21 protein-coding genes are annotated in these 24,652 nt (G+C 48.1%); 12 read left to right on the top strand and 9 right to left on the bottom strand.

All coding sequences use genetic code 11. The features are described from left to right. Positions 1–5: 5 nt before the first annotated feature. The 3 genes from citD to ACZ5PT_RS17465 all read right to left on the bottom strand — a co-directional run bounded on the left by citD (position 6) and on the right by ACZ5PT_RS17465 (position 2,165). Positions 6–275 carry a citrate lyase acyl carrier protein gene (gene citD, locus ACZ5PT_RS17455; RefSeq protein WP_464264295.1) on the bottom strand — a complete coding sequence of 90 codons (270 nt, stop codon included), beginning with the start codon at positions 273–275 and terminating at the stop codon, positions 6–8. Next, positions 275–1,288, bottom strand: coding sequence for a [citrate (pro-3S)-lyase] ligase (locus ACZ5PT_RS17460; RefSeq protein WP_464264296.1), 1,014 nt, complete (start codon positions 1,286–1,288; stop codon positions 275–277). The genes citD and ACZ5PT_RS17460 overlap by 1 nt, the downstream gene beginning before the upstream one ends. A gap of 298 nt (positions 1,289–1,586) precedes the next feature. Continuing rightward, the gene (locus tag ACZ5PT_RS17465; protein ID WP_464264297.1) at positions 1,587–2,165 is read right to left on the bottom strand and encodes a helix-turn-helix transcriptional regulator; all 579 of its coding nucleotides are present in this window, start codon (positions 2,163–2,165) and stop codon (positions 1,587–1,589) included. Positions 2,166–2,455: 290 nt separating this feature from the next. On the opposite strand from ACZ5PT_RS17465, the gene ACZ5PT_RS17470 reads away from it, so the two are divergent. Both ACZ5PT_RS17470 and ACZ5PT_RS17475 read left to right on the top strand, forming a co-directional pair. Continuing rightward, complete coding sequence (locus tag ACZ5PT_RS17470) at positions 2,456–3,667, top strand: hypothetical protein (RefSeq protein ID WP_464264298.1); 1,212 nt, start codon at positions 2,456–2,458, stop codon at positions 3,665–3,667. A gap of 15 nt (positions 3,668–3,682) precedes the next feature. Further along, positions 3,683–4,105: a hypothetical protein gene (locus ACZ5PT_RS17475; protein ID WP_464264299.1), complete on the top strand. Its 423-nt coding sequence runs from the start codon at positions 3,683–3,685 to the stop codon at positions 4,103–4,105. 49 nt (positions 4,106–4,154) lie between these two features. Here ACZ5PT_RS17475 and ACZ5PT_RS17480 read toward each other — a convergent pair whose 3' ends face one another. Both ACZ5PT_RS17480 and ACZ5PT_RS17485 read right to left on the bottom strand, forming a co-directional pair. Then, positions 4,155–6,605, bottom strand: coding sequence for an AAA family ATPase (locus ACZ5PT_RS17480; RefSeq protein ID WP_464264300.1), 2,451 nt, complete (start codon positions 6,603–6,605; stop codon positions 4,155–4,157). A 3-nt stretch (positions 6,606–6,608) separates the two neighbouring features. Further along, on the bottom strand, positions 6,609–7,853 hold the full coding sequence (locus ACZ5PT_RS17485) for a metallophosphoesterase family protein (protein ID WP_464264301.1): 1,245 nt from the start codon (positions 7,851–7,853) through the stop codon (positions 6,609–6,611). Positions 7,854–8,018: 165 nt separating this feature from the next. Between ACZ5PT_RS17485 and ACZ5PT_RS17490 the strand changes: the two genes are divergently transcribed. The 9 genes from ACZ5PT_RS17490 to ACZ5PT_RS17530 all read left to right on the top strand — a co-directional run bounded on the left by ACZ5PT_RS17490 (position 8,019) and on the right by ACZ5PT_RS17530 (position 19,929). Beyond that, the gene (locus ACZ5PT_RS17490; protein WP_464264302.1) at positions 8,019–8,357 is read left to right on the top strand and encodes a hypothetical protein; all 339 of its coding nucleotides are present in this window, start codon (positions 8,019–8,021) and stop codon (positions 8,355–8,357) included. A gap of 85 nt (positions 8,358–8,442) precedes the next feature. Next, positions 8,443–8,883, top strand: a complete 441-nt coding sequence (locus ACZ5PT_RS17495; RefSeq protein WP_464264303.1) for an SseB family protein — start codon at positions 8,443–8,445, stop codon at positions 8,881–8,883. Then, entirely contained in the window at positions 8,880–9,788 is a 909-nt protein-coding gene (locus tag ACZ5PT_RS17500) for an MBL fold metallo-hydrolase (protein WP_464264304.1), read from the top strand. The genes ACZ5PT_RS17495 and ACZ5PT_RS17500 overlap by 4 nt, the downstream gene beginning before the upstream one ends. A 170-nt stretch (positions 9,789–9,958) precedes the next feature. Then, on the top strand, positions 9,959–12,418 hold the full coding sequence (locus tag ACZ5PT_RS17505; RefSeq protein WP_464264305.1) for a PocR ligand-binding domain-containing protein: 2,460 nt from the start codon (positions 9,959–9,961) through the stop codon (positions 12,416–12,418). Beyond that, positions 12,393–13,811: a sigma-54-dependent transcriptional regulator gene (locus ACZ5PT_RS17510; RefSeq protein WP_464264306.1), complete on the top strand. Its 1,419-nt coding sequence runs from the start codon at positions 12,393–12,395 to the stop codon at positions 13,809–13,811. The genes ACZ5PT_RS17505 and ACZ5PT_RS17510 overlap by 26 nt, the downstream gene beginning before the upstream one ends. A gap of 264 nt (positions 13,812–14,075) precedes the next feature. Further along, entirely contained in the window at positions 14,076–14,483 is a 408-nt protein-coding gene (locus tag ACZ5PT_RS17515; RefSeq protein WP_464264307.1) for a hypothetical protein, read from the top strand. A 28-nt stretch (positions 14,484–14,511) separates the two neighbouring features. Next, on the top strand, positions 14,512–16,683 hold the full coding sequence (locus tag ACZ5PT_RS17520; protein WP_464264308.1) for a methyl-accepting chemotaxis protein: 2,172 nt from the start codon (positions 14,512–14,514) through the stop codon (positions 16,681–16,683). Positions 16,684–16,818: 135 nt separating this feature from the next. Next, entirely contained in the window at positions 16,819–19,437 is a 2,619-nt protein-coding gene (locus ACZ5PT_RS17525; RefSeq protein ID WP_464264309.1) for an ATP-binding protein, read from the top strand. Positions 19,438–19,581: 144 nt separating this feature from the next. Further along, positions 19,582–19,929 carry a hypothetical protein gene (locus ACZ5PT_RS17530; RefSeq protein WP_464264310.1) on the top strand — a complete coding sequence of 116 codons (348 nt, stop codon included), beginning with the start codon at positions 19,582–19,584 and terminating at the stop codon, positions 19,927–19,929. A 60-nt stretch (positions 19,930–19,989) separates the two neighbouring features. Here the strand turns inward: ACZ5PT_RS17530 and ACZ5PT_RS17535 are convergent, their stop codons facing one another. Then, on the bottom strand, positions 19,990–20,706 hold the full coding sequence (locus tag ACZ5PT_RS17535) for a uracil-DNA glycosylase (RefSeq protein WP_464264311.1): 717 nt from the start codon (positions 20,704–20,706) through the stop codon (positions 19,990–19,992). A gap of 54 nt (positions 20,707–20,760) precedes the next feature. Here ACZ5PT_RS17535 and ACZ5PT_RS17540 point away from each other — a divergent pair, with 54 nt between their 5' ends. Next, complete coding sequence (locus ACZ5PT_RS17540; protein WP_464264312.1) at positions 20,761–21,669, top strand: zinc dependent phospholipase C family protein; 909 nt, start codon at positions 20,761–20,763, stop codon at positions 21,667–21,669. Here ACZ5PT_RS17540 and coaBC read toward each other — a convergent pair. Genes coaBC through ACZ5PT_RS17555 form a run of 3 tightly spaced genes read right to left on the bottom strand, consistent with a single transcriptional unit; the run spans position 21,656 to position 24,644 of the window. Next, positions 21,656–22,858 (bottom strand): bifunctional phosphopantothenoylcysteine decarboxylase/phosphopantothenate--cysteine ligase CoaBC, encoded by a 1,203-nt coding sequence (gene coaBC / locus ACZ5PT_RS17545; RefSeq protein WP_464266758.1) that lies wholly within the window; start codon positions 22,856–22,858, stop codon positions 21,656–21,658. The genes ACZ5PT_RS17540 and coaBC overlap by 14 nt on opposite strands. A gap of 11 nt (positions 22,859–22,869) precedes the next feature. Then, positions 22,870–23,490 (bottom strand): MBL fold metallo-hydrolase, encoded by a 621-nt coding sequence (locus ACZ5PT_RS17550; protein WP_464264313.1) that lies wholly within the window; start codon positions 23,488–23,490, stop codon positions 22,870–22,872. Next, complete coding sequence (locus ACZ5PT_RS17555; protein WP_464264314.1) at positions 23,487–24,644, bottom strand: 3'-5' exoribonuclease YhaM family protein; 1,158 nt, start codon at positions 24,642–24,644, stop codon at positions 23,487–23,489. Before ACZ5PT_RS17555 ends, ACZ5PT_RS17550 begins: the two co-directional genes overlap by 4 nt. Positions 24,645–24,652: the final 8 nt, after the last annotated feature.

Raw genomic sequence — 24,652 nt, forward strand, 5'->3', positions numbered from 1 at the left:
GTCTCCTAACTATGCTGCGCACAGGCACGATTTAAGCCTGCTTCCAACCGGGCGACGATTGCATAATCGAGTGCGCCGCGATCATTAATCCTGATTTGTCCGGCAGTCACCTGATGCTGCTCAAGAACCTTCTCCACCTGGGCACGAATCAGATGCTCGAACTGCTGCTTCACCGTTGATTCGATCTCTATGCTCAACTCTGCAGCCGGTTCGAGGAAGATCATCAGATCACTCGATTGCATGGTTCCGGACTGGGCTGATTTAATGATTTCCATCAATGCCTCCTCTGATAAGTGACAAGTTTTTCTTGTAATTGCCGTCCCTGCGCTGACAACAGATAGTCCAAGGTTGTTGCCGGCACCAAACGCCGGACCGTTTCGTAAGCTTCTTTGCGCAGCGCCTGACGTACCCGAAATGCGCTGATCACCTCATCTTCCACCTGACAACGATCCAGTTCCACCGCCTCGATCCGAAACGCTGGCAGGGTCTTCTGCATAAGCTCACTATAGCTGCGGGTCGTCCGGCAATAAGGCTCGGTACCGATAAAGCGCGTTTTGATATTAAAAAAAGGGGCCAGATGCTTGGCAAACAGTAAGAGATCGAGTGTCATCTGTAACGACTGCTGATCATCGTCCGCTTTCAAAAAATAACTGGGAAAAGTGACGCTGCTGACCGCATAGTCACCAGTATCCAGAATCGTGACGTTGTTTAGGTGAGCCAGCCCTTGTTGGACCAGCTGCAAACGCACATCAAACGGGAAGAGTGACAGGTCTTCTCGAACAACAAAGACATAGAGCCGATCAACCTGACTGGCGGCGCTTTCGATCAGATATTGATGGCCCAAAGTGAAGGGATTGCAATTGACCACCACGGCACCATTATTTCCCGGCGTGACCAGATTTTGCTGCGCCGCAAGATAGCGCCTGAGCCCATTGCCGAACTCGAGCAGGCAAGCTTTGTGGTGATTAACCAACAGTCTGAAATTGCAGGCTTTAAATGAATCAGCTGAAAACGGCGGGGTATAAACAAAAAAGGATTTGTAGCCGGACTGAAAACCACTCTGCACCAATGCAGAGATCAGCTCCCCCAACAGACTGCTGCCCTGACTGTCTGGGGCAATGGCAAACATTTTGAAAATGTTACGTTCACGCGCAGCGGTAGCCACGAGTTGATTGCCGGCAAAAATTCCGACCTGGGTATCAAAATTTGTTTCGTAGCGCAGACCTTGCTGCTCTATCAATGCTTGAGCACGCTGAAGATCAAGCTGTCCGATTAAGGGGACGACCATAGTTCTTTGCACCGATCTAAAATACGAAAATGAAGACGCAATGGCACAACCTAACATTGGCGCGATGTATACAGAAATCCTTAATAAAACTTTTTACCATTTCGCACACAAAGCAACTTAACTGCGCAAAAACGATCACTTAGAAATGTCATTTTATCACAGAGATATGACTTATGAGTTTGAGGACAGAGCAAGATGTGTTGCTGATATTGGTGGAAATTGTATTTCGCTCGGGCCAACCGCTACGCGAGCGGGTATAAAACCGGTGAGGCAGTTGAATCCTACGCGTAACGAGTACTCAAATTTGCTGTAAGTCGGAGTTGTATTCTTTGGCAAAATTAACAAGTTGAGATCGATTACGCACGTTCAGTAGTTTAAAAATACGGCTGACATGGGCCTTGATGGTGTGTTCACTTAAACAGAGGACCTCTCCGATTTCTCTATTTTTATACCCCTCGGTAATCAGCTGGATATTTTTTTTATCCTGGGCGCTCAGACATTTAATTTCACCACTGTCAGTCAAAGCTCCATTGCGATGCAAAAGAAGCTTCAGGTGCTGTTGATCTATCCAAATTTCACCGTTATCGACGACCCTGATCGCCTTATGAAACATTTCGAGACTGGCGTCGCGGGAAATAATTCCCAACCTTGGCACCGCCATGGAATCTGTATTTCCGCTTTTTCCGTGCCCAGCGGATCCTTTGCCATGGACATCAGTTTTTCCGCCATGTCCATCCGCCCAGGCACTACTTTCACCATCAAATGACAGCGGCATAAACAAAGCGAGCAAAACGGTAAGACCAACGGCAAAAACCCAACGGAAACAATTTTTAACACCGACTGAATAGCCTCTGATTTGGACACTGATCCTTTTCATCTTCGCCCCCTTCTTTTCGAGTTATCGAACCGTCGGATACCACCGAACGGGCAGGGGTACTCTTGCCTTTCATTGTCGCGCTGTTTCCCGCCATAGCAATTAAGCAAGAGGCTCTTATTTGCTGACGGAAGTCTATATACAAAGGTATGGACGAAAAGTGACCTGTCACACCAACGGGAATGTTATTTTCCTATTAATAGCCGTTGTTCTTGACTTTTACTTCGAGCATTTACTAGCATAAGACGCAGTGTTAAAATAATCCAATCGTGCTATTTCTATTTGGAGATGCCATGTCGAGGCCAACCACCCTGCCCTTTCTCCTGCTTTTCAGCCTCCTATTCCTGACTGCCCCGGCCTGCCATGCCTACGACCTGGGTGGATATCTGACCATCAATGGATTTCTATCCCAGGGCTATATAAACAGCGACAGTAATAACTACCTCGGAGACTCCAAAGAAGGCTCATTTCAACTCAACGAATTCGGCCTGACTCTCAATGCAACACCGACCGAGAATCTCCGTTTAAGCCTGCAACTCCTCTCGCGCGACCTGGGCACCGAAGGGGATAACGAGGTTCTCATCGACTGGGCGATGGCTGACTATCACTTACGCGATTGGCTCGGGATAAGACTTGGTAAAGTCAAACTCCCCATTGGACTCTACAACCAACAACGTGACTCTGACTTTCTCCGTCCGATGGCTTTTCTGCCGCAGAGCGTTTATGACGAAAACAAACGAAACCTGCTGGTTGGCGCCTGGGGTGGTAGCATCTACGGAAATTTCGATTTAGCTCTATTAGGTGATCTCGAATATCAAGCATATTACGGAAAGGTCGATTTTCGAACCGATTCTGGGCAAGCCCGTGGGATGGAATTACTGATAAAGAAAACCGCCGCTAAAAAATCATTGGGCCCTGTTACCGATTTTGATGCCGAAAATAAGTATGTCTACGGTGGGTCTCTGGTTTATTCACCCCCAATAGCTGGTTTACGTCTCGGAGCCTCCTACTTCACAGGCAAGAGCGACTTCGATGCGACCGTTGGTGGTTTTCCCGGCACTGCGCAGGGGAAGAACAACGATCTAATCGTATTGTCCGCTGAATATTCAGGCAACAACTGGACCCTGAGTACCGAATATACAGAGTACACTAGCGATCGCAAAATCCTGGGGACGGATATCCCCGATGGCCGTTCCCAGGGCGGCTATATCCAATTTTGCTACCACCTACATGAAAAGATTGCCCTCTCTGCCCTTTACGATCAGTTTTATGCCAACAAAGATGATCGCGATGGCAGCAACTATGTCGCTCAGGGACAGCCCGACTATCTCGGCTGGAGAAAAGATATGGGAGTGGGGATTCGCTGGGACATCACCGACCAATGGATGGTCAGGGCGGAGTACCATAATATTGACGGCGCCACGCTGCAACTACCGATTTTTAATCCAACGGGGGTCGAAAGGTTCTGGAATTATTATGTCCTGAAGACCTCATTTAACTTTTAGGAAGGGGGATCAAAAATGCTTAAATATCACTTAGTCCTTCTTCTTCTGATTATTACAACATTGTGCGCAACAGCAGCTGATGATTTCGCTGTGGTGGTCCATAATGATAATCCAGTTAAAACCATGAAGAAGGCTGAAATTGAAAAGATTTTCCTTGGCAAAAAAAACTTTTGGGAGAACGATCACCGCATCGAGGTCTATTTACAAACAGAAAACGATCTGCACAAAAAGTTCATTTTTTCGGTCATACGAAAATCACCTCGTCAATTTAAAATGTACTGGCGTCGCGCACTCTATTCGGGAACCGGACTGCCACCACAACAATATCAGGATGATCAAATGATAAAATCAGAGGTCGCCGCTAACCCAAGAGCGATCAGCTACATCAACGAACAGAATCTGGATGGAACGGTCAAAAGGGTACAACTGGCAGACTGACATGCCTGCTCCTGCTCAACACACCGGCAACGTGAAAACACTGTCAAAATCAGTCTGCGCGAGGCTCCAAAGAAACAATCTGATCGGTCACCTCGGTAAAGGCGACATCGTGACTGATCAGAAACAGCTGATCATACCAGTGCTCGGTCACCTCTTCACGGCCGACATCGATCGCCCTGAAAGCGTGGGCCAGATTTTCTCGCCGGGCGGCGTCCAGATTGGAGGTCGGCTCATCAAAAAAGGCAATCCGCGCACCGATGGTCTGCAGCAACGCCAGGCGTAGCGCCACCACAGCACTCATAATCTGGCCACCGGAAAGCTGATCATCGACCCGCTGGCGAATTTCGCCGTCATCCAGATCGCGCAGAACAATCTGATAATTTTCCCCCCAGTAAAGCTCTTCATCGACCTCGGCGATGGTGCGGTAGATGCGGTCAGCGCGCAGGCTGATCTCTTCGCGAAAACGCTCCGAAAGATAACCGGAGACATTGCGGAAGACCTTGTTGCGCAGAAATTTAACCAACTCGTCCTTTTCAGCGTAAACCTTAACTTGCGATTTATTCGCTTCGATCTGCGCTACGATCATCTTCAGCTTATCGATTTCGCCGCTGAGCCGCTTTTGATCGTCATCCAGGCCGACGACTTTCTGCCGCAGCACACCGACCGTTTCGCGTAATTGATCCTTCTGGAGGCGCAACTGTTGATGGGCCTCCGCAGCATAGTCCTCGTTCGCCTGTCGCGACGCAGCCTCCAATTCACTCAATTCACCCTGCAGCCGGGTGAGAAACTGTTCGAACTTTTGCAGTTGATTCTGCCGCGGCTCAAGTTCTGCAGCCTGCTGCTGATTGGCGACATAAAGATCACGAGCCGCTTGATGCTGGCGTTTTTGCGTTTCGACCCGTTCCAGGTCGGCCTGCAAATGCGCATACAGTTGCAGTGCCTGCTGCTGTGCGGCAAGCTGTTGCTGCGCCCTTTTTTGCTCTTGCTGCAAACCGTCCAGTCCCGCAGCCTGGTCTTCGTTGGCCTTCCGCCGCTGGTTCAAACTGGCACCCTGCTGCTCCAGCGCCGCGAGTTTGACCTGAATTTCCTTAAGCTGCTCATCTGCCCGATTAGCGGTGGTTTCTTCCTCTAGCAACAGATCGATCTCTTGGCCGCGCTGCACATGCTGCTGGGCCAAATCGGCGAACTTATCGGTAAAGACATCCTGCGGCGGCTTATCGGCGATATTCAGGCAACCTTCCTGAAAAAACGGGCAGATCCCGCTGGCGAGTTTTTCACTCCCCTCTTCGAGCCCAGCGCGACGCCCTTCCAACTGTCCCTGCTGCTTGCGCAGTGATTCGATAGCACTGCGTATTTCCGCTAGACGCGCAGCCGTAGCCCGCACCGATTCATCGACAACCAACGCGCTCCTGCTATCAGTCAGCACCTGCGCTTCTATCAGCAACTGCCCACGCAACTGTTCAACCGATCGCGACTCAGCAGCATGCCGTTCAGCCAAAGCGGCGACCTGCTTATCGAGTGCCGCGACCTGCTGCTCCAGTTGCCGCTGCTGTTTAAGCTGATCCTGCAACGCAGACAGATCACTGACCGCTTTTTCAAAGGCCTGCTGACCGGCCTGGTTTTCGCTGATAACCTGTTGCGCTTTATGCGCGGCGTCAATCAACAGCTTCTGTGCGGCGATCTTCTCTTGCCCGTTGGTGATCCGCTCTTTATGGGTTGCGATGTCGGCCTGCAGCTTATGCAGTGCCTGTTCCCGCTGATCCAGCGCCACCAACTGCGCTTCTATCTGTTTCAACTCTTTTTGTCGCTGAGCAAAATCCAGCTGCGCCTGAGTCAGTTGCTGCCCAGCATCTTTGAGTTGCTGTTGTTTAACCGGCAACACCTCAACCTGTTCCTGCCGCGCGCCGATTTCAGCCTGCAATACATCGATCTTGCCCTTGATGGCACTGGTCAGCAGCTTGGTTTCATTGAAGGTTTTACGCCAGCTGGCAATGCCGAGGATTTCGTCAAACTTGTCGCGCCGTTTTGTTGCCTGTTTGATGACAAAGGGGCCGAGGAATTCATGTTGAAACGGACCAATCACCAGCTCAAACTGTTCGGCCAGCGCCCGTCCGTTATCAAGACCGAGCAGTTGCTTGATCCGCCCTTCGGTCTCCTTAATATCTTTATGTTCTTCGACCTCGAATTCGCCGGCCATCTGTTTAGCCAGCAACCACTTCGATGGCGTACCAACGGTGCGGGTGACACGATAGTTCTCATTTTCGTTGAGTACAAACTCGATCTCGATCAGCCCACGCTTGGCACCGATGGAAATAAAGCGCTCAACATTGCCGACAAAGCTCTGTGCGTCGACACCGAACAGGGCATAACCGATCGCTTCGAAGATGGTGCTTTTGCCGATGCCGTTGGGACCGGAGAGGACGTTGATCCCCGCGGAGAAGGTCAGAGTTGTGTCGCGATGCGATTTGATGTTCTGCAGGTGGATGGAAAGGATCTGCATCGCTTACACCTCCCCGTCGAGCAGGCTGAGCAGCTCGTCACCATCGACATCGCCCCGCTGTACAGCGGCACGCAAAGCAAGAGCCAGACGGGTCAATTCGGCCTCGCGTCCTTGGTAATCGCTATTGGTACCGATCAACTCGTGCAACACGTCGCGCTCAATCTCGGTCAAACTCTTTTGCTCATCGCCGGCGTCACTGGCACGAGACAACAACGACAACTGGTTTTTAACTTCCAGATGCAGCGGCGGGGCAATCTCATCCAATGCCAGTTTGAGGCGTTCGCGGCCCAGTTCAAAAGGATGAAACTTGACCCGGCCGACCAACTTTAGCTCCAGCAGCGGCAAACGCAGATCAACATTTTCCGGCAGCAGTTCCTTAACCTGCACGCAGAAACTGGCCAAGGCAGCTTCTGCGTGCTCGGCCCCTTCGAGATCGATGTTCGCGACCAGCATCGGCCGCGGATCGGTCGCCCTGAAATCAACCAGATACTCCCCTTGATCGATAGTAACCAAGTAGTAGCCTTTGTCATATTTCTGCTCACCAAAATTGACCCGATCGGGCGAACCGGGATTATAAGCGTAGGGTTTGCCTTCCGGGGTTTCAATGACGTAAGGTTTATGACCGTGACCGAGGGCGACATAATCAAAGGATTCCGCCAACGGATGTGCCTCTTCAATTTTCATATTGCCGATCTCAACCGGCGAATAACTCCAGATGCCGACATGAAACAGCAGAATATTATTCTCCGTCGTCACCGCTTCGCAAATCCGCTCGACATGGTTGCCAGCCTGGGCACCGATATAACCGAGCCCATAGATGTTCACCTCGCCGATCTGTAGATGCCCACCCATCCCCTCGTCCTGATCAAAAGGGGCAAAATAATAGCCACCTTCTGCGCTGCGTTGTGGTCGCAACAAACGGAGATAACCCATCTGCGATAGCGCTTCCATCCAGGAAATGTTGTCACGCCGATGGATCCAGTCGTGATTGCCTTCGATGGCTATGCAGGGAATTCCGGCATCTTTTAGCGGTTGCAGGGTTTCAATGGTACGGGCGAAGGTCTTCGGCAATATCTGCCCAACATGAAACAGGTCACCACCGAGGAGAAAAAAATCGACCGACTCGCTCACTGCTACGCTGATGATTTCCTCCAAGGTGTGGAAGAAATCTTCATAACGAACGGTTTCAGCAGGAGAGTTTCGGTATGTCTTACCGAGGTGGATATCAGAAGTATGTATAAAGCGCATCTATTGTCTCGAATCACTGGAGGTGTGGTTGTAGCCAAACTAACAACTGCGATCGACGAGAGCAAAGAAAATTACTCTGATCGGTGCGCTGCTCTCTGTTTGCTTCTGCGTTATAATAAGAAGATGAGACAGTTTAAGTCACGATCGAACAGAATGATGGTCTCCGTGTTGGCATCTGCCCTGTTGCTGTCCGGCTGTGCCATGCAAAACAACTGGAGCTGGCAACACCCACAAGGGTTCGGTGAACTCGAACGGCAGCAAGCGGTCAGCGCCTGCGAATTGATCGCCGCCGGAGAAATCAATCGCCACGACTATTTTTACCCTTACCCTCCCCCCTACTTCGGTCGCCACGACTACCGTGATAATCGTTTGTATTTTTCATCCTATTATCATTACCTGTCGCGCAGAGAATTTGAGGACCACAAAAGATACTTCCGCATCTGCATGAAAGCTAAAGGCTGGAAAAAAATTAAGGTCAACCATCCACCAAAGCAGACAAAGTAATCTAAATTCCCACCCCCCTCTTGCTGAAAACTATCATCTGCCTTATTATCCTTCGATCTTTAATCAACTAAAAGGCTCCCAACTCATGACAAAAATTGATGAAGCACTAATTCTTAGTCGTCAAGATCCCAAGGCGCAACCACTTTTTTACGATCTCTTTCTAAACTCCCTGTTTTTTATTCCGGTGATTGAAGAGAAAGAACAAGAGGGCAAGAAAAAAGATCCTGAAGACGGAGCGATACCGTTACTGGTTGAAGCGGATGGCAATAGCTACTTGATGATGTTCGATACCGTCAAGCGACTCACCGATTGGGCCGATGAAGATGCCAAATATGCACCGATTCCCGGTCATGCCATCACCGAAATGTCTCTGCCCAATCTGCACTGGGCGCTGAATTATGGCTCCGAGCAGCAAAAACAGTTTGAGCCGGAAGAAATTGCCTGGCTTAAAGATGTCGTTCGCCAGGCTAAAGAGGATGATCAAAATAAGGAAGATAACGATCAGGCACAGGATGAGGAAGAATGAACCTGACCAACCTCAGCTGTATTGATCTGGATCAACCAGACCTGGAAGGCTTTCGTAAGTTCATCAGCTGCTGGCTATACCAAAGCGATAAATTCACTTTTGTCGTCGATCCGGGACCGCTGTCAACCATTCCAGTTCTGCTTGAACAACTGCGGCACCTACAAGTCAAACAGCTCGATTACATTCTGCTGACCCACATCCATATCGACCACGCCGGTGGCACCGGTGAACTGCTGAAAAAATATCCGCAAGCAAAAGTGATCTGCCATCCGCAGGGCATTAAACATCTGATCGATCCGGAAAAGCTCTGGCAGGGTTCACAGAAAGTGCTCGGCAATCTGGCGGTAGCCTATGGTGAAATCATTCCGGTGCCGGAGAAAAATATCAGTTATGCAGAAGAAATCGGCACCACCGGCATCCGCAGTTTTTTTACTCCCGGCCATGCTCAACACCACTGCTGCTACCTGTTTGATGATTTGCTTTTTGGTGGCGAGGTTGCTGGTGTTCACTCACCGGTGGCAGATGGTATCTATATGCGACCAGCAACACCACCGCGCTTTATCCTCGAAGTTGCCGTTGAATCACTGCAAACAATGATCGATCTGCAGCCACGTTATCTGGTCATTGCCCACTATGGGTTGGTCGAACCGGCGGTTGATTACTTGCAAATAGGACTCAAACAGTTGCAGCTCTGGGTTAAGGGTGCTACGCAATTCACTGATTTAGAGGCAAAAGAAGCCCAGAGAGAAACATATAACTGGCTATTAAAGCATGACCTTAACTTCCAGAACATTTCGCAGCTAGACGAGGATATCCGAGCGCGGGAGCAGCATTTTCTCGACAACTCACTCCGTGGCATCGGTGAGTATGTCTGCGGGTTATCAAGGACAGAAGAAACCAAATAACAGCATTCTGCCAGTCTTGATATCAGACATACAAACATTCTTTTTTTAAAAATATCATGACTTGCCGCCACACAATCCTATCTAGTTAAAAACTAATCCTAGAGATTTCACACACTTTTGCCGTACTATAGTTCATTGTCATCGCCATGATTCAATTCACGGAGATTTAAATGAACCTTAAACCAATCGAATTTCAAGATTTGGTAAACCTAGATGAATTGAGATCCCTTTTCGAGCAGTTTTCTCTGGCGACTGAATTCTCCGTTGGCTTAGTCGATGTCGAAACGCAACAGATGCTACTCAGGGTTGGTTGGCGCGACATCTGTCTGAATTTTCACCGCAGCTGCCCAGCGTCTGATGAGAGCTGCCTGGCAAGCGGTCGTGCACTACAGGCAGAACTGGGGCGGGATGAAAAAACCCGCATAGCCGACTGTAACCACGGGCTGGTCGATGGTTGCATGCCGATCATCTTTCAAGGCCAGCACGTCGCCAACCTGCTGACTGGGCAAGTCCTCTTTTCCCCACCCGATATCAAGCGCTTTAAACAACAAGCACAAAAGTATGGTTTTGATGAACAGGCATATTTAGAAAGTCTTTCCTGTGTCCCTATTGTCAGCAAAGCGAAGTTTTCCGCTATGTTGCTCTTTTTAGCTGAAACGATTCAATTTTCTATCTCTGCCGGATTGACCAATATTGAACACCACAAAACAGTGATGGAAAAGGAACAACAACTCAGCAGCATTCTTTCCGTTGTCCCCGCAGGAATCGGTTTGGTTGCTAATCGTAAAATCGAATGGGTCAATAAGCGGATGAGCGAAATGACCGGTTATAGTAGCGAAGAATTAATCGGCCAGAACGTCCGCCTGCTGTACCCAAGCGATAAAGAATATGAATATGTCGGCCGCGAAAAACATGCCCAGATCAGAGAACATGGGACCGGTAGTGTTGAGACCAAACTGCAGGCAAAAAGCGGTTCAATCATCAATATCGAACTTAGCTCAACTCCGCTTGATCCAGACAATCTATCCGCCGGCATCATCTTTAACGCGTTGGATATAACAGACAGAAAACGGACATTGCGAAATCTCGAAAATAGTGAACAGAAATATCGCGAACTGTTCAATAACATGAGCAGCGGCGTTGCCATTTACAGTTCCGTAGACAATGGACTCGATTTCGCTATCGATAGCCTTAACTCTTCGGCATTAAAATCTAAACAGATAAATCTTCAAGAGATTCTGGGGAGGAAAATTACCCAGATATTTCCAGAATCGAAATCGCTGGGCCTGCTTGCTGTCATGCAGCGTGTCTGGAAAACCGGCAAGTCGGAGACGCTTCCCGTTCAGCAACCGACTGATGGTAAACAACACCTCTTTCTGGATAATTATGTCTGCAAACTGCCTTCAGGACAGATTGTTACTATTTTTGATGATGTTTCCGAACGGATAAAATTTGAAAACGAAATCATCAAAGGCAAACAGGAGTGGGAAAACACCTTTGATGCCATGGCTGACATTGTCACTATCCAGGATAGTGATTTCAATATTGTGCGCGCCAATAAAGCTGCCTATCAATTTTTTTCTGCCGATTTTGGTGAGTTAAACGGCAAGAAATGTTTTCATATTTTCCGCGGGATAGACCTGCCTTGCTCCGGATGCCCGCTGCTGAATACGCTCGCAGATACCAATAGCCATTCGGAGATTATGGTCCATGATACCCTGGATAAAACTTTCCAGGTTTCTTCGTCACCGCTTTTGCTTCACGACGAAAAGAAAAAGTTCCTTATCCATGTTGCCAGAGATATTACAGAACAGGAGCGGCTACGTGGCGAAACAGACCGCTCCCATCGCCTGGCATCGCTAGGAGAGCTAGCGGCTGGAGTCGCGCATGAAATCAACAACCCGAACGGCTCAATTCTCTATAACAGTGAAATGATCCAAACCGTTTTCCAAGACTTCATCCCTTATCTTGAAAAAAGCCTGCCGGAAAATGACCAGCAGCGCTTTAGTGGTTTAACCTCTACAGAGATCATGCAGGACATCCCTGAGCTCCTAAACGATACACGCGACGCAGCATTGCGAATAAAGCGGATCGTCTCCGATTTGCGGGATTTTTCCCGCTATGACGGTTCGGGAGGTACGCAAGCGGTTGATCTGAATCAGGTGGTCGAGGTCGCCAGCCGTCTGGCCGGAAATACGATCAAAAAATCGACCGACTATTTTTCTCTCGCCTTAGCCCCGGAACTGCCGCTTATTCAAGGAGTCAGCGCGCGTCTGGAACAGGTGGTGGTCAACCTTTTATTGAATGCCTGCCAAGCGCTGCAAAATCCCACGCAGAAAATATCTGTTTCGACTATCAATAAACCAGACTCAGCACAAGTGTGGCTCCAGGTCACGGATGAAGGCAGGGGAATTCAAGCCGATAAACTTAAATACATTATGGAACCTTTTTTTACCACCAAACGTGATCAGGGAGGGACAGGGCTAGGACTGTCTGTTTCTGCACGGATTGTCAAAGAGCACCGGGGAGATTTAGGCTACACCTCAACCCAAGGCCTTGGCACAACCGCGACACTTAAATTACCGCCGATAGGAGATCCGCTGAATGGAAGCAGAAAGCCTCTATCCTGAGCAACCAATTCTCATCGTAGATGACGAACAGACTTGGATGCGCAGCATAACAATGTCACTTAAAATCTCGGCCGGGATTACCAATACTATTCAATGTACTGACAGCCGTAAAGTAGAGTCGATTTTAGACTCGGAACCGGTCAGTCTCATCCTCCTCGACTTAACAATGCCATACTTGAGCGGCAAACTGGTGCTCGAGTTTATCGGTGAAAACTACCCGGACATTCCGGTCATCATTATCAGTGGCGTGAATCAAATTGAAACAGCCATTGATTGCATCAAATCCGGCGCGGCAGATTTTTACGTTAAAACCGATGAACGACAACGAGTCGTCGCTGGCATTCGCCGGACATTAAAGCAAAGACAACTGAGGCAGGAGAATCTTATTCTGGCGGAGAGCATGTTGCGGCAGGGAGCAGAGAATGATCCCGCTTTTGCCGACATCATTACTGCAAGCCCCAAAATGCAAAGGATTTTCACCTACCTTAGCGCAATCAGCAACAGTCCCGAACCGGTTATGATTACAGGGGAAAGCGGTGTCGGTAAAGAACTGATAGCCAAAGCGTTGCATTCCGTGAGTTGTCCCCAAAGTCCATGGGTCGCGGTCAATGTCGCCGGACTTGATGATATTGTCTTCAGTGACACGCTGTTCGGCCACATCAAGGGGGCCTTTACCGGAGCAGAGCAGGAGCGACGCGGCATCATAGAGGAAGCGGATAGCGGCATCCTGTTTCTTGACGAAATCGGGGACCTGTCGTTAACATCGCAGATAAAGTTATTACGTCTTTTACAAGAAGGAGAATACTATCCACTGGGAAGCGACAAACCGCGTAAAATTAGAGCGCGTATTTTAGTCGCAACAAATCAGGATTTAAAAGCCAAAGAAACCCAGGGAACGTTCCGGCGCGATTTGCTCTATCGGCTTTGGGCGCACAAAGTCGAGGTCCCCGCCCTGCGCGACAGAAAAGAAGACCTCTCCCTTTTAATCGGTTTTTTCCTTGAAGAAGCCGCGCAGTCCCTTGGCAAAAAACTTCCGACCATTCCACCTGAGCTGCTAACCCTGCTGGCAACCTATAGCTTTCCCGGCAACATCAGAGAACTCAGATCCCTCGTCTATGATGCCGTTAGTGTTCATCAAACTGGTGTCCTGTCCATGAAACGTTTCAAGGACGCTCTGGCCGAAAACCAGAGTCCAATTCATGATCCAGGCGATATCCCCATTGCGAGTCACCGTAAAGTGATCTTTACCGAAGAGCTACCAACCCTAAAAGAAATCAGTCATCTGTTGGTTACTGAAGCCATGCAGCGAGCAAAGGGAAAGCAGACTATCGCTGCCCGGCTTTTAGGGGTTTCGCATCAGGCGCTGAGTAAAAGATTACAGAACAAAAGCTGATCACTCCCATTCCCTCCCAAAGGGGGTTCAACTAAAGTTGCAAAGGCAACCTTAGTTGAACCCCCCTTTTTATTCTTTAAAATAAGCTAGTTGACGACAATCTCAGTTCAGAAAAGCAACTTTCATTGCAAAAGATTTTCCCGCCGCCATAAACAACGATATCTATTCACATGTAATTTCGAACACTTACCAGCATCACATTGCTGGCATTATTTGTGCTTAATCACATATCCATAAAACCTCACTCGCAAGAAAAGGCCCGTAATGTACAACATCCTCGTACTGGACCCATTAATCGATTCCACCGATCAGCTGCATTTCTTGCTGAAACTAGCTGGTTACAAATGCACTTTGGCACATTCAGTTGATGAAATTTTGAATTGTATCGGCATTGCCAAGGTCACTGCTGAAACTATTGACCTGATAATAATCGACTCAACAATCAACCATAGCGACGGCATGCTGCTGATGGATGAATTTACTCAAGGCAGGACACCACTTATTATTTATCGACAAAAAACAGAAGCAGAATTGCCCACCTATTTAAACAAACATGTGCGTGTTTTACACAAGCAAAGTTTGCTTCCCTATTTACGCAGCGAACACTTCAAGAGATTGCTCCAATTGGACAAAGTGATCGAAGACCAGACGAATGGAACCAATGCTGTTTAATTCAAATCAAGACAACGGAGAAGAGCTTATGAGTTGGAAGAACTTACGCTTGGCGATGAAATTTTCACTCGGTTTTGGATTTGTCCTGTGCTTGCTGCTGCTGGTTGGTGGCTGGAGTATCTGGGGAGTCAGTGGCATTGTTGGCAATGCAAACGAAGTCATAGACGGCAACAAATTACGTGGCGAAATGGTCCAAAGAGAAGTAGACCACCTGAAATGGGCCAATCAGGTCAACGCGCTTCTGACCGATAACAACGTAACACATCTTAACGTCGAAACGGACCCGCACAAATGCGGCTTCGGGCAATGGTATTACGGCACAGGTCGCACACAAGCAGAAAAGTTTCTTCCACAACTATCATCGTTGCTGGCAAAAATTGAAGCTCCGCATAAAAATCTTCACGAATCCGCAACCGCTATAGGGAAGAACTTTCATCAGGCCGATTTATCTTTGGGCCAGTTTCTCAGTGAGAAAGAAGCTGAACATTTAGCCTGGATCAATCAGGTTCTCAGCTTTTTTGCGCAGAATAAAGACGAACTGAAAGTTGAAACTAATGGCCATCAATGTGCCTTAGGCAGGTTTCTTTACAGTGATAAAGGACAGCAAGTCGCTGCCAGCGACCCCGAGTTAGGTCGTTTGTTGGAGGCCATTAAAGAGCCACATCTACGCTTACATAAATCTGCCGAGAAAATCCAGACCAACGCTGCGAATAAAGAAGCGGCGTACAAAATCTTTGCCAGGGAGACTTTGGCCGCGCTGGCCGAAACCCAGGACCATCTAAAAAACCTCAAGGAACGGGCGAGCGAACTGGTTGCTGGAATGAATGCCGCCAACAGTATTTATGCAACGGAAACGATTCCCTCCCTAAATGAGGTTTCGGATTTACTTGGTCAGGTCATCTCAACAACCGCTCAGTATGTCATGACCGATGAAGAAATGCTCTCTGCAGCGAGCAGCACCCGCACCGGGATCATAACTTTGGCCGCCATCGCTTTACCAATTGGCATTCTCATTGCCTTCTGCATCGCCCGGGGAATTATCGGCCCACTGCGAAAGAGTTGCGAGATGATCGGGGAAATGGGCTCAGGTCATTTGGACATGCGTCTCAATATCGATAGCAAGGATGAAATTGGGCAGATGGCGCTGAGCATGGATAGATTTGCCGACAGTCTACAGAATGAAATTATCGCCTCTTTGCAACGCTTCGCCCAAGGGGACATGAGCTGTACCATCACTCCCTACGATGATCGTGACCAGATTCGCGGAGCAATGAAAAAACTCTGTACCGATCTAAATGGTGTTCTCGGACAAATGAAAATGTCGGGGGAACAAATTGCAGCAGGCAGCAATCAAGTCTCCGACGCGAGCCAAGCCCTGTCCCAAGGCGCAACCGAATCGGCCAGTAGCCTGGAAGAAATATCCGCATCGTTAAATGAATTGTCATCAAAAACAACGCTTAATGCCGAAAACGCCCGCCAGGCAAATCAATTAGCAACGGAAGCACAAGTGGCCTCCAAACAGGGTGGGGAGCGAATGCAATCGATGGTGTCAGCGATGGGTGAGATCAACGAAGCGGGTCAGAACATTTCGAAAATAATCAAAACCATTGACGAAATCGCCTTTCAGACCAACCTGCTAGCCTTAAATGCGGCAGTCGAAGCGGCCCGTGCCGGACAGCATGGTAAAGGATTTGCCGTGGTTGCTGAAGAAGTTCGAAATCTTGCCGCTCGCAGTGCCAAGGCGGCAGAAGAAACGGCCGAATTAATTGAAGGGTCGGTAGAGAAAACAGAAAATGGCAGCCAGATCGCCAACCAGACAGCGGAAGCGTTAGAGAATATTTTTAACGGTATTAGTAAAACCTCTGATCTTGTTGCTGAAATTGCTACAGCCAGTACCGAACAAGCCCAGGGAGTCAATGAGATTAATCAAGGAGTCAGCCAGATCGATCAAGTCACGCAGCAAAATACCGCCAGTGCCGAAGAAAGTGCCGCTGCAGCTGAAGAATTAGCCGGCCAAGCAGAGTCGATGAAACATATTCTGTCACGCTTCACTCTGATGAATGAACAGAAAAATCCGCCGGTCTCTTGGGCTGCGCCAGTTGCTGCTCAAAAACCAGCGTCAGCGGCAAAAGCAGGTTGGCCGGCAAACTCCACACAACCACAATTAAACCTTGATGACCTGGAGTTCGGTAAATTCTAAGTCCGCTTCACCATTATCGATAAACTGCGCCGTCTTCAGAGACACAAAACTATGCGTCTCTGAAGACGGGCAAAATAGCAGGCGGATAATCACCGGGTTAGATGAGTAAAATGTTTTGAAATGGATGGTGGCAACATGAGTTTTTTCTCGAGAGATACCCCTGAACCGACGATTATGAACAAGAGAAGGGTGATGCTTTTAGTTTCTGCCTCAATAGTGTTTCTTTCCATTACAATCATTTACAACATTATGATTAGCCAGCAAAACCTTATTGAAAATTTAATAAAATTAAAATTCATAAGCATTGAAAATGACTTCAATAAACTAGAGAGCAGCTCATATAGTTATTATAAAAACAAATTAAAACATTTAGTTCTAAGCGATAAAGAATTATCACAATTATTTTCTAAAAATAAGAGAAACAGTCTTTACGAAAAATTTAAACCTATATACGAAACCCTCAAAGTTGAAAGTCCATATTTTAAGGTAATGCATTTTCACCTAGCAGATGGGACAACTCTTCTGCGGATGCATAATCCAACCTATTTCGGCGACAGTCTGCGTGGGGTTCGCTCCATTGTCGATGCCGTTCATCGACATCATATCCAAAAATCAGGTTTTGAAATCGGTCGACATGGCCCTTTTTACAGAATCGTTCAGCCTGTATTTTCCGGAAATATCTACATCGGCGCTTTAGAATTTGGCATTAAAGCTCATCAATTATTGAAAATGGCGGAATCAGATTTAGGCGGTCAAAGTGCCGCATATTTTTTGCGCGACGAATGGGCCAAAGCAACGAACCTGGAAAAAAAAACCGACGTAATCCGTTCTTTCGATGAATTTGTACTAAATAGCCACGACAACGAATTATTCCTGTCACTGCCCACAGACTTCAATTTAGTGGGTCAAAACAAACGCGTTGGTTTAGAAGGTAACCATTATATTTTCTATAGTTGGCCAGTTTTCAAAGATTTCCAGGGAGACATAATTGGTGGCATTGTCGTTCTGCAAAACATTTCGGCCTTAGTCAAACAAAACAACCATCAAATCTTAAATTTATGCAGCATCATCGCTCTTGTGACCTCATTGCCCCTACTTACCCTGTATATCTGCCTGAACAAGATGACAAAAAAAAGCTTGGAATATCATGACAAATTAAGAGAAAATGGAAAGGTTTTGCTCAATGCGCAAAAAATGGGAAATATCGCTAGCTGGAAATATGATTACAAACACAAAAAAATGCTCTGGACCGATGAAGCTTTTCAGATACTTGGTCTTTGCCCACACAACGATTTACCCAACTACAGAACATTTCTTAAAGTCGTCCACCCGGAAGATCGCCATATTGTCGATAAGGCCTATTTGAGTGCGATAAAAAACAACTCTGCATACAATGTCACGTACAGAATTATCAGACCAAACGGCGAAGAAAGGATAATCCAACAACAGTCGGAGAACACCTTGGATGCCAATGGCAAAACAGCCACCTCTCTCGGCATGATTCATGACATCACCGCGTTCAAAAAGGTTGAAGGTTCGCTCCGACAAAGCAAAGAACAGTGGGAAAAAACCTTTAATTCAATACATAATGTCATTACGCTGCAAGATTCTCACATGAATATTGTAAATATAAACCAAGCAGGCCGCGATATTTTAGGAATCAGTGAACAGGAAGCTTACGGTCAACGTTGTCACGAGTTGTTTCATGGAACCGATGAACCTTGCCCTGGCTGCCCATTAATTGGAACGACAAAAACATTTAAAACCTATACGAAAGAAATAACCCATGAAAAATTAGGCCGAACTTTCACCGTGAGCGCTTCTGCGGTTTTAAACAGCTATGGTGAGTTACAAAACATAGTTCATGTTGCCACAGATATTACCGAAAAGAAAAAAATTGAAAGAAGGCTGTTTCTCAACGAAAAAATGACAACGATTGCTGGGCTTGCTGCCGGAGTCGCGCACGAAATAAACACCCCCTTAAGCGTTATCCTGCAGTCACAGCAAGTGATTAAAATGAAGCTCGATCCAAACAACCCGCGCAGTGTGACAAAAGCTGCTGAATACGATATTGATCTTGCCAAATTGCAGAATTATCTTGAGCAAAGCAAGGTCCAGCGGATGTTCAAAAACAGCAATCAATCAGCCATTAATGCAGCCGAGATTGTAAAGTCACTTCTTGAATTCAGTCGACCTCACCAAAAAGAGATCATCAATGATACAAATGTTGCCGACTTACTGGAAACAACTTTAAACTTGGCCGCTTCCGATTACGACCTTAAAAAACATAGTAATTTTATAAATATAAAGATTACTAGAAATTACAATGATAAAACAAGTAATGTCCCCTGCGTTGCAACTGAGATCAAACAAGTCATCCTCAACCTGATTAAAAACTCTGCTCAATCATTAACCGCTCACAAAGTGCCTGATCCGACCATAATTCTCAGCTCTTCATTGATTAAAAACAGGGTACGTATAGAAGTGGAAGATAACGGCCCAGGTATTGACGGATCGATTAAGTCGCAAATATTCGATCCGTTTTTTACCACTAAAGATGCTGGCGAGGGCACAGGTTTGGGTCTATTTGTTTCACACGCAATCGTGGTTGATAAGCATAAGGGGAATTTATGGTTGGAATCTGAACCGGGCAAAGGAGTAAAATTTATCGTTGAATTGCCGCAGGGGAAAGCAGATGAGACACTTATCACAGAGGAAGGTTTTGAAGATTATTCTTCTTTACAGGCTATTTAAATTGAACGACCTGGGTAATGCTGTGCACTTGCCCCTTTCCAATCAATCCTTTTGCACCTTGTAAAAAACGACTTACGGATTTATAGTCTAAGTGTGTGAAAAACAGCTATTTATTAACAGGACGAGGATTAAAGGGGTTTTGTTGTGCGAATTTCAGCCGCCAACATATCGGTTCAGGGTGGTAAGCATCCGACCTCGATCAACCCGCTGCCAGCCGCCAAGACTACTGGAGCCACAGACAGCTACAATAAGAATACAGAGACCTCATCTCCGCCTATCATCGACGCTGAATTTGTTGAATTCTACAGTCCAAGTGCAACGCTTTTCTCGCAAGAGCGGCATGTCCTGGACGACACATTGGCCCCGGAAAATTCAGAATTAAATCCACCTACGGATAATAGTTTCTCAGCCACAGCACCAGCATTATCAAAATATCAACTCAAATCATACGATGCCCCGCCTGCCGGCAGTTACATCGATATTTTTGCCTAAAAAAAAAGAGCCCTGCAAACAGCAGAGCTCTCGAGAACAAATCATAAATCGGCGACAAAACTATTTGAGCTTATGCATCACCTGTTTCATATCTTCCCAAACATCTCTTTTCCCCGCAGGGTTCCGTAACAGGTAGGCCGGATGAAAGGTCGGCAGCAGCGGGATGCCCTGATATTCATGCCAATGCCCCCGCAAGCGGCCAATCGGATCTGTGCTCTGTAACAAAGCCTGAGTTGCGAAGCGCCCAAGGGTAAGTATAATGCGCGGACGAATAGCGGCCAGTTGCAGCTTGAGAAACTGCTCACAAGCAGCTATTTCATCGGGTTGAGGGTCTCTATTGCTCGGCGGTCGACACTTGGTGACGTTGCAGATATAGACATCCTCTCGACTTAAGCGCATGGCAAAAAGGATTCGATCGAGTAAGCGACCCGCCTCGCCAACAAAAGGAAAGCCTTTTTCATCCTCTTCCCGTCCAGGAGCCTCACCAACCAGCACCAAGTCTGCCTGGGGATTGCCGACCCCAAAGACAATGTTCTGTCGATTTTCACAGAGAGGACAAAGCTCACACCCCTGTAAACGGTTTTCCAACTCTTCAAGAGTTTCAGGGCGACAGCCAGTTTGCTGATCGGCAGAGTTCGCACTGGGCAGAGGACAGATCGGCAACTCGGTCTCAGTAGCCAGTGGCAACGACTCAAATCCCCATTCCTGTAAATCTTCCAGAAGAGCACGCCCCTGCGAGATTAGTTCAAGGCTTTCGTGATATAATTTGTCGGGCATGATTCAATTATCCAATTATTCTGCGGTCATATGACCGTACTATCAAGGGCAACTATGCGCCTTCCTGTTATTCTGACCCTCTTAATTCTCATCCCTGCGGACGCGTTCGCCTGGGGTATGGGCGTTCACCTGAGTCTCGGTTCCTGCATTCTGACGGCCCCGGATCAACTCCCAGCGGCCCTGCAGGCGTTGCTGGCATCCCAACCACTGGCCTTTCTCTATGGCTGCGTTGCCGCGGATGTGACCTTGGGGAAAAAATTCACCCATTATCTTGAACACTGCCACAACTGGAGTGTTGGGCGTAAAATTCTGCACCAGGCGCGCCAGGAGGGTCCGGCCGCCGAAGCCTGTGCCTATGGATACCTGGCTCATCTCGCCGCGGACACGATCGCCCATAATTACTATGTGCCGTTAAAGCTAGCAATGACCTTCAATACCATCCTGCACAACCATGCCTATTGGGAGATTCGCGCCGACATCGGTATGTCTGATGATGTCTGGCCCATAGCGCAGCAACTGGAAAAACGCGATAATCGCGACTTGGATCAGATGCTCAGCCGGATTATCTCTAAAACGGTCTTTTCTTTTCGCACCAACAAACAGCTGTTCAACTCGATGCTACTGGTCAGTCGATTGCAACGTTGGCATAAGATGATGCAAACGGTCGCCAACCGCTCAAAATGGACGCTCGACGACACCGAGCACAGCGAATATCTCCTGCTTGGCGTCGATGCAATCAACGGTATTCTCGGCGATGAGAACAGCCCCTACTGGAATGCCGATCCGACCGGAGACCGGGCTTTGACAGCAGCCAAGCTGATCCGTAAAAACATGAAACTGCTCTGGCTGGACGGAAAGCTCAAAGCCGAAGATACCGAACTGATCCTCAAAGAATTGCGTAACCGCTTCAAACTCGGGATCACCGATCCGGATGAAATCCTGCCTTTATTTACGGTTGTTTAGCCTGCCAGAGAAGCTGAACATGATTGAGCAGCTGGGTCGCAACCTGCTCCTTCGACATCAAATCGAACTCTTTCACCCGGCCGTCGCCGAACAGGAAGCGGACAATATTAGTATCGACATCAAATCCTGCACCTTCTGCTGTCACGTCATTGGCAACAATCATATCGAGATTTTTCTTTTTCAGTTTTTCTGCAGCATGAACCAGCAAACGTTCAGTTTCCGCCGCAAATCCGATCAACACCCGCCCCTCTTTCATCGCGCCTAATTCAGCGAGGATGTCAGGATTCTTTTCCAATTTCAGGGTCAGTTGATCTTCACTTTTCTTGATTTTATTGCCAGCCCGAACAGCCGGTCGATAATCGGCCACAGCAGCGGCCTTGATAACAACATCGGCTCCATCAAAATGGTCCAACACGGCGGTGCGCATCTGCTCTGCGGAAATCACCGGGATACACTTGACGCCAACCGGAACCGTCAAATTGGACGGGCCCGAAATCAGAGTCACAGTAGCACCACGTTGACTGGCAACGGCAGCAACGGCAAAACCCATCTTACCGGAAGAATAATTGGTCAAATAACGCACCGGATCAACTTCTTCGCGGGTCGGTCCAGCGGTCACCAACAGATGACAACCGAGCAGATCCTTGGGAACCATAATGGATGTCGCTAAAGCGAGAATGGTTTCAGGATCGGGAAGTTTTCCTTTGCCCTGCCAGCCACAAGCGAGTTCGCCAGTTGCGGGTTCGACAAGATGGTAGCCCTGCTCGATCAGCAACCGCTCGTTGCGCTGGTAAAAAGGGTTCTCATACATATTGGTGTTCATTGCCGGGACCACCAACACGGGTGCCTTGGTTGCCATAACACTGGTGGTCAACAGATCGTCCGCCAGGCCTTGAGCAATTTTGCCCACCAGATTGGCCGTCGCTGGGGCGAGGATAAACAGGTCGGCACGATCAGCTAGTGAAATATGGCCGATCTCTTGCTCCTGAAAAAGATTGAACAGATCGGTATGAACAGGGTTACCGGAAAGCGTCTGAAAGGTCAGCGGAGTAACAAATTCCTGGGCATTTTTTGTCATCACGACGTGCACTTCAGCACCGGCCTTGGTCAACAAGCGTAACAGTTCGACCGCCTTATAGACAGCGATACCACCACTAACACCGAGTACGATATTTTTCCCCTGCAGCATGACGATCCCCTTTAATTCAAAAACGGATTGTGAATTTTTTCCCACCCGATGGTTGTCTCCGGACCATGTCCTGGGTGCGCAACGGTTTCCTCTGGCAACGGCAACAACTTTTCACGAATACTGTTAATCAATTGCTGATGATCACCGCCCGGCAGATCCGTACGACCGATAGATCCCGCAAAAAGCGTGTCGCCGACGATCACCTGGTCCTCAACATAAAGACAGATACCACCAGCTGAATGTCCGGGAGTATGTAACACCTTGAGGGTCAACTCCCCCACCGTTAACTCTTCACCACCGTTTAACAAGCGCTGCGGAGCAGGAGAAGATACGGCTGACAAACCATAGGCAGCGGCGTGCTCGACTGCCTTGGCGAGCAATTCGCTATCATCTTTATGCAACAACAAATCAACACCAGTCGCATCGAGCAACTGACTGTTGCCACCGATATGATCAAAGTGTCCGTGGGTATTGATAATCATCTGCGGTTTCAAATTCAGCTGTTGCAGTAAGGCGAGAATTTGCTCGGCATCGCCACCCGGATCGACGACCGCTGCATGACGGGTTGTTTCACAACCAATAATATAACAGTTAACCTGTAATGGCCCGGTCGGCAGACTTTCCAAAATCATGACTTTGTCCCTTTGTCTGAAAATGTGGCAAACAGGTCGAGATTCTTCTCTTTTAACTGTTCTCCCAACGTTGCACCGAGTGGCTTATCGTAACGTTTTTTATCCGACTTGCCGGTTTTATCTGCAAAAGCTGCCGTTGATCTTTCTTGCTGGATCGGTTGCGGCATTTGCGGCGCTGGGGGCTCTAATTGACTAGCATCGTTTGTTTGCGAACCCTTAAAAAAGTAGCGGTCGTAGAGCCGATGATAATTGGTCCAGTTCCCTTCGCGGTTGGGTTCTTTATCAATATGGGTCTGAATCCCGTTGATTTTCGAGTCGATGTCATCGACAAAGCTCAGGACCACCGCCTCGATAAACTTGGGACGCTTCGGGGAACCATATTCATATTGGCCATGATGAGAAAGCAGCAGGTGCTTCAACAGCACTGACAACTGCTGCGGAAAACCATCAATTTCACGCACCCGATCCTCAATCATCTGCACGCCGATGATAATATGGCCAAGAAGTTTGCCTTGGTCGGTATAATCGAAAGAACGCTGGTAGGAAAGTTCTTCAACCTTACCGACATCATGCAACAGCGCACCGGCCAGCAGCAGATCACGGTTAATTTGCGCATAGCGTTTGGCCATATCCGAAGCCAGGGCCGCAACGGCCAGCGAATGTTCAAGCAATCCGCCAAGATAGACATGATGCATGCCCTTGGCTGCAGGTGCCATGCTGTAGCGAGCATAAAATTGTTGATCATCAAAAAAAGAACGCAGCAGCGCCTTGATGTGCGGATCAGTAAGGGATGACAACAATTCATCCAACTCGCCGCGCATCTCTTGCTGGTCTCGGCTAGAAACCGGCAGAAAATCAGCAAGGTCCACGTGCGCTTCTTCCATTTTCCGCAAGTCCTGAACGATCAACTGCATCTTTCCCAGATAGACACTCGCTTTTGCCTGCACCTGAATAAAATCGTTCTTTTCAAAATAGCTGGACAGCTGATCGATCCGATCCCAGATACGAGCCTCCAGTTCACCGGTGCGATCCATCAATTTCAGGGTCATGTATGGCTTGCCGTTCTTCGCCATTGCGATGATCTTGTCGCGCACCAGAAAGATCTCTTCGACTTTATCCCGTTCACGGATCTGCTCTACATATATCTGTTTCAATTTAACCT

This window comes from Desulfuromusa ferrireducens, from assembly GCF_055389805.1.